A 4,543-nucleotide genomic window follows, 5' to 3' on the forward strand; every position below is an offset into this window, starting at 1 on the left:
CGCCATTGGCGGGATGAAATGCCTTCATAGTTTGTTGCATCGCTCAAGAAACCATCTGTCGCATTTGTTAGATACCTTCATTTATATTGGGGCTGGCCTCTGGAACTTTAAACTGTCATTAAAAACAGCAACTTAGGTCGGTAACATGTCTAATGGTTTTTGAAAAGCTTAACATGGATGGCAGGCCAGTATTATCATTGGGAATATCAGTCAAACACGCTGCGGACCATCGTGATATGCTATACTTTATGAGCTACATACAAATAGAACAGCTTATACAAGAAAACTTGGTAAAACTCGATGAACACTTTTCTGTAGTGGACGCGGCAATGAAGGAGGCAGCATAATGTCTGTTCATATATCTAAAGTTGATGTTGCAATCAAAATTACAGAGCTATTGGATGAGGGTAAACATGAAGAGGCAATGAAGCTTCAGAAAATATTCATTTCCTCAATAAAGAGAGATCAGATAAATGGTCAATACTCAGGAACGATTGTGTTAGATAGGACATCAAAAAAAATCATCAAAGCGTTTGACTTTCCGACATTAACATCTAGGGCGATAGGGTTTTCTTAGAATTTTACCCACGCCAATATTTCATACATCAGCACATTTCACTCTCGTAAAATTCTTCCGGCTAGTATCCCCACCAACAACAACGCCGCCGCCCCCAAGGGCCACGGATATAACTCGGTGCGGGGCCGGTAATACCGCTTGTCCCGCTCCACTGGCTCCAATTCGTCCAGCAAGCGGTAAATCTCCTCCAACTCCGCCGTGTCCTTAGCCCGGAAATAGCGCCCGCCAGTCTTCTCGGCGATACCGCGCATGGTGGGTTCGTCCAAGTCCTGAGAAGGATTGACCCGGCGGCTGCCGAAAAAGTCCTCGACGGTCATTTCGTCAGCGCCAATGCCGATGGTGTAGATTTTCAGACCGGCGCTGGCGGCGAGTTCGGCGGCTTGCAACGGCGCCACCGTGCCCGCCGTGTTAGCGCCGTCGCTGAGGAGGATCAGCACCCGCTGGTCGGCGGGATTGTCCCGCAACCGCTTGACGCCCAGTCCGATGGCGTCGCCGATGGCGGTCTTGTCGCCCGCCAAGCCGATGACCGCCTCGTCGAGCAGGGCGTGGACGGTCTTGCGGTCGAAGGTCAGCGGCGCTTGCAGATAGGCGTTCTCGCCAAACAAAATCAAACCCAGCCGATCCCCCGTCCGCCGCTCGATGAATTGCCCCGCCACCCATTGGGTCGCGACGAGCCGGTTCACCTGCTGCCCTTGCAGGTTGAAATCGCGGATGTCCATGCTGCCCGAGAGGTCCACCGCCAGCATCAAATCCCGCCCGCTCACGGCCTGCTCTATTGGGTCGCCCAGCCATTCCGGGCGGGCGGCGGCACCGACCAGCAACGCCCAGGCCGCCGCCGCCAGCCACAGGCGCACCGGATTCGCGGCGCGGGTCTTATGGGCGGCGGGCAGCCCGTCCAATTCGTCCAGGAATGGCGCCCGCAACGCCGCCCCGGCGGCGTCGGAGGCGGGCGGCAAGAATCGGCGCACCAGCCAGGGCAGCGGCAGGGCCAGGAACATCCAGAACCAAGCGAAGTCGATCATGCTTCGGATACTTCTCGTCCGGGGGGAGACACGGCGCGGCGGTTCCGGCGGTGTCTGGACACGGCGTTCAGCCAGTCGCGGCACAGGTCCAGCAGTTCGTCCAGATCTGTCGGCGGGGTGGGCCGATAAGGCACGTCCACCAGCCATCGACCCACGCCCCGACTGAAGCGCGGTTCGCCCAAGCCGCTATCCAGCCAGCGCAGCCAAGCCTCGCCCGTCAGACTGGCGACCTCATCACGCGGATGAATACTCAAGGCCGTCCGCCGCAACAGGATGGAAAGCCGCCGCAATTTCTCGGCAGGATCGAGGCTGGCGTCGGCCCGTAGCGCGTCCAATTCACGCCGCGCCAGCTTAACCGGCGAGACCCGGCGGAGACGCCGGATCACCCACACCAAGCCGACGATCAGCAGCGGGACAAGAATCAACAGCAGCCACCAACCGATGGCCGGGGGCCACCAGCCGACCGACTCGGGCAGATGGATGTCGCGCAGGGGAAGCTGTTGTTCCATGGGTCAAAGATGGGGCGTGTGGATGCGGCCACTCCGCTGCAAGACCAGCAGCGGGTCTTCGATGGTGTTGCAGAAGACGAAGCGCAGGCCGTGCCGGTTCGCGAGGCCGCGCACCTGCTGATACCGCGCCTTGAAGCGCCGCTCGTATTCGTCGGCGGTGCGCGGGTCGGCGTCCACCACCACGTCGCGCCCGGCGTGGCTGTAGCGGTGCCGCCCCAAGGGCAGGTGTTGTTCCAGGGAATCGAAGGTCATCACCAGCACGCCGTCGCAGTGCCGGGCCAAACGGCCCAGCGCGGCCTCCCCGGCGGCGTTGAGGTGGCGGAAGTCGCTGAACACGAAGGCCAAGCTGCCGGGCCGGGCATGGCGGGGCAGGCTAATCAGGGCGTTCTCCAAAGCGGCTTCGGGACTGCCCGCCTCGGCGGCGGCGGGCTGGGCGGAATCCACCAGCGCCTTCAGCAAGCGCAGCACGGCTTTGTGCCCGTGGTCCGGCTTGAATTCCACGCGCCCGGCTTCCGAGAAAATCTGTCCGCCGATCCGGTCGCCGTGGCGGCGGGCGCTCCACGCGATAAGCGCCGCCAGCCGCGCCGCCAGGGCCGATTTGTACATGCCCCGGGTGGCGAAGAACATGGCGGCGCGGTAGTCCACGGTCAGGAACACCGGGCGTTCCCGCTCTTCCCGGAACAGCTTGGTGTGGGCCTTGCCGGTCCGGGCCATCACCCGCCAGTCCAGATTGCGCACGTCGTCGCCCTGGGCGTAGGGGCGGGTTTCGTCGAACTCCATGCCGCGCCCCTTGAAGGCGGAGAGGTATTGCCCGCTTTGCAGCGCCCGCACCGTGGGCCGGGTCAGGCTCAGACCGGCGGCGGGCTGGCTGAGGCGGATCAGTTCGTCCAGGGTGGGGCGGATGGGGTTGTTGTCTGGATGGGTGGGCATTAACGCAAAATGATGTCCAGTATTCGTAGGGTGGGTTAGGCGCACTTCGCACAAATCCGTATGTCTTGATGGCCTATCGTGCGCCGTAACTCACCATCTTAGTCAGCATGGTGGGTTACGGCGCACGGCAGGTTGAATATTAACGGCGTGACTCGTCGGATGTGCGCCTAACCCACCCTACAAAACCACGAAAAGGGTGCCTATTCCAGAAACCGCTGCAAAACATTATCCAAAAAGTTATAGCCGGTCTCGGTGCAACGGATCACCCCGCTTTCCCGCACCAACAAACCCTCGCGCAGACAGGCGGCAAGCGTCGGCTCCAACACATCCAGCGATAGGCCGGTGCGCTCGGGAAACAAGCTCTCGGAAAATCCTTCCCGCAGCCGCAGGGCATTCATCAAGAACTCGAACGGCAATTCATCGCGGCCCACATCCGCCCGTCCGCCCTGCCGTTCCGGCTGTCCCGTGACGTCGAGATAATGGGCCGGATGCTTGATCTTCCAGGTGCGGGTGACGGCGCCGGTTTTCAAGTCGGTCAGCTTGCCATGGGCACCCGCGCCGATGCCGAGGTAATCCCCGAACCGCCAGTAATTGAGGTTGTGCCGACAGCGGCGCCCATCCCGAGCGTAGGCCGACACTTCGTACTGGTGATAGCCGTGTTCCGCCAGCAACGCCTGACAATCCCGCTGAATGGCCCAAATCGCGTCGTCTTCCGGCAGGGGCGGCGGGTATTTGTGGAACAGGGTGTTCGGCTCCAAAGTGAGTTGGTAGAAGGAAATATGGGTCGGTGCCAGCGCTGTCGCCGTCCGCACATCGGCCAGGGCTTGTTCCCGCGTCTGGTCTGGCAGGCCGAACATCAGGTCCAGATTGAAGTTGTCGAAGCCCGCCTCCCGCGCCAGCGCCGCCGCCCGCAAGGCTTCCTCCCGGCCATGGATGCGGCCCAGGCGTTGCAAATGGCCCGCGTCGAAACTTTGCACGCCGATGGATAGCCGGTTTACGCCCGCCTCGCGGAAGCCCCGGAACTTGCCGCTTTCCGCCGTGCCGGGGTTGGCTTCCAGGGTGATTTCCGCGTCCGGCGCAACTGGGAGGCGTGCCCGGACGCCATCCAGCAACGAGCCGATGGCTGCGGCGCTGAACAAGCTGGGCGTGCCACCGCCGATGAATAGGGTCTCCACCGTCCGCCCGGCCACGGCGGGTAGCGCCTGCTCCAAGTCGGTCAGTAGGGCCGCGACATAGGCGTGTTCCGGCAACGCCTCGCCCGCCGCGTGCGAGTTGAAATCGCAGTAGGGGCATTTGCGGACGCACCAGGGGATGTGCAGGTATAAACCGAGGGGGGGTGTTTTCAGCATGGCGGCGGGTAGTTTAACCCGCCGCCAGCTAGATTGGTGGGAGTGGGCTTCACGTCGTCGACGAAGCACGCGCTACTGCGCTGGCCGAGGGCCTCGGCTCGGCGACGTTCACCGTGCGCTCCGTCGAGGAGAAGCCGTACCGGTCGTCGCCGAAGG

General features: G+C 61.8%; 5 protein-coding genes. 1 reads left to right on the top strand and 4 read right to left on the bottom strand.

Features of this window, described 5'->3' with window-relative positions; genetic code table 11:
• Positions 1–346 precede the first annotated feature (346 nt).
• Positions 347–577 (top strand): hypothetical protein, encoded by a 231-nt coding sequence (locus ACXWUF_RS19085; protein WP_458496169.1) that lies wholly within the window; start codon positions 347–349, stop codon positions 575–577.
• A gap of 38 nt (positions 578–615) precedes the next feature.
• Here the strand turns inward: ACXWUF_RS19085 and ACXWUF_RS19090 are convergent, their stop codons facing one another.
• The 4 genes from ACXWUF_RS19090 to hemW form a co-directional block, all read right to left on the bottom strand.
• Positions 616–1,599, bottom strand: a complete 984-nt coding sequence (locus tag ACXWUF_RS19090) for a vWA domain-containing protein (RefSeq protein WP_458496170.1) — start codon at positions 1,597–1,599, stop codon at positions 616–618.
• Entirely contained in the window at positions 1,596–2,108 is a 513-nt protein-coding gene (locus ACXWUF_RS19095) for a DUF4381 domain-containing protein (protein ID WP_458496171.1), read from the bottom strand. The genes ACXWUF_RS19090 and ACXWUF_RS19095 overlap by 4 nt, the downstream gene beginning before the upstream one ends.
• Before the next feature lie 3 nt (positions 2,109–2,111).
• Positions 2,112–3,038, bottom strand: a complete 927-nt coding sequence (locus ACXWUF_RS19100) for a DUF58 domain-containing protein (protein ID WP_458496172.1) — start codon at positions 3,036–3,038, stop codon at positions 2,112–2,114.
• A gap of 200 nt (positions 3,039–3,238) precedes the next feature.
• Positions 3,239–4,387 carry a radical SAM family heme chaperone HemW gene (gene hemW, locus ACXWUF_RS19105; protein ID WP_458496173.1) on the bottom strand — a complete coding sequence of 383 codons (1,149 nt, stop codon included), beginning with the start codon at positions 4,385–4,387 and terminating at the stop codon, positions 3,239–3,241.
• Positions 4,388–4,543: the final 156 nt, after the last annotated feature.

The organism is Methylomagnum sp., from assembly GCF_054333355.1.

What these genes read in the sequence shown, in the direction of transcription:
- ACXWUF_RS19100 (WP_458496172.1), bottom strand. Translation starts at nt 3,038, where the DNA reads ATGCCCACCCATCCAGACAACAACCCCATCCGCCCCACCCTGGACGAA.
- ACXWUF_RS19090 (WP_458496170.1), bottom strand. Translation starts at nt 1,599, where the DNA reads ATGATCGACTTCGCTTGGTTCTGGATGTTCCTGGCCCTGCCGCTGCCC.
- ACXWUF_RS19085 (WP_458496169.1), top strand. Translation starts at nt 347, where the DNA reads ATGTCTGTTCATATATCTAAAGTTGATGTTGCAATCAAAATTACAGAG.
- ACXWUF_RS19095 (WP_458496171.1), bottom strand. Translation starts at nt 2,108, where the DNA reads ATGGAACAACAGCTTCCCCTGCGCGACATCCATCTGCCCGAGTCGGTC.
- hemW (WP_458496173.1), bottom strand. Translation starts at nt 4,387, where the DNA reads ATGCTGAAAACACCCCCCCTCGGTTTATACCTGCACATCCCCTGGTGC.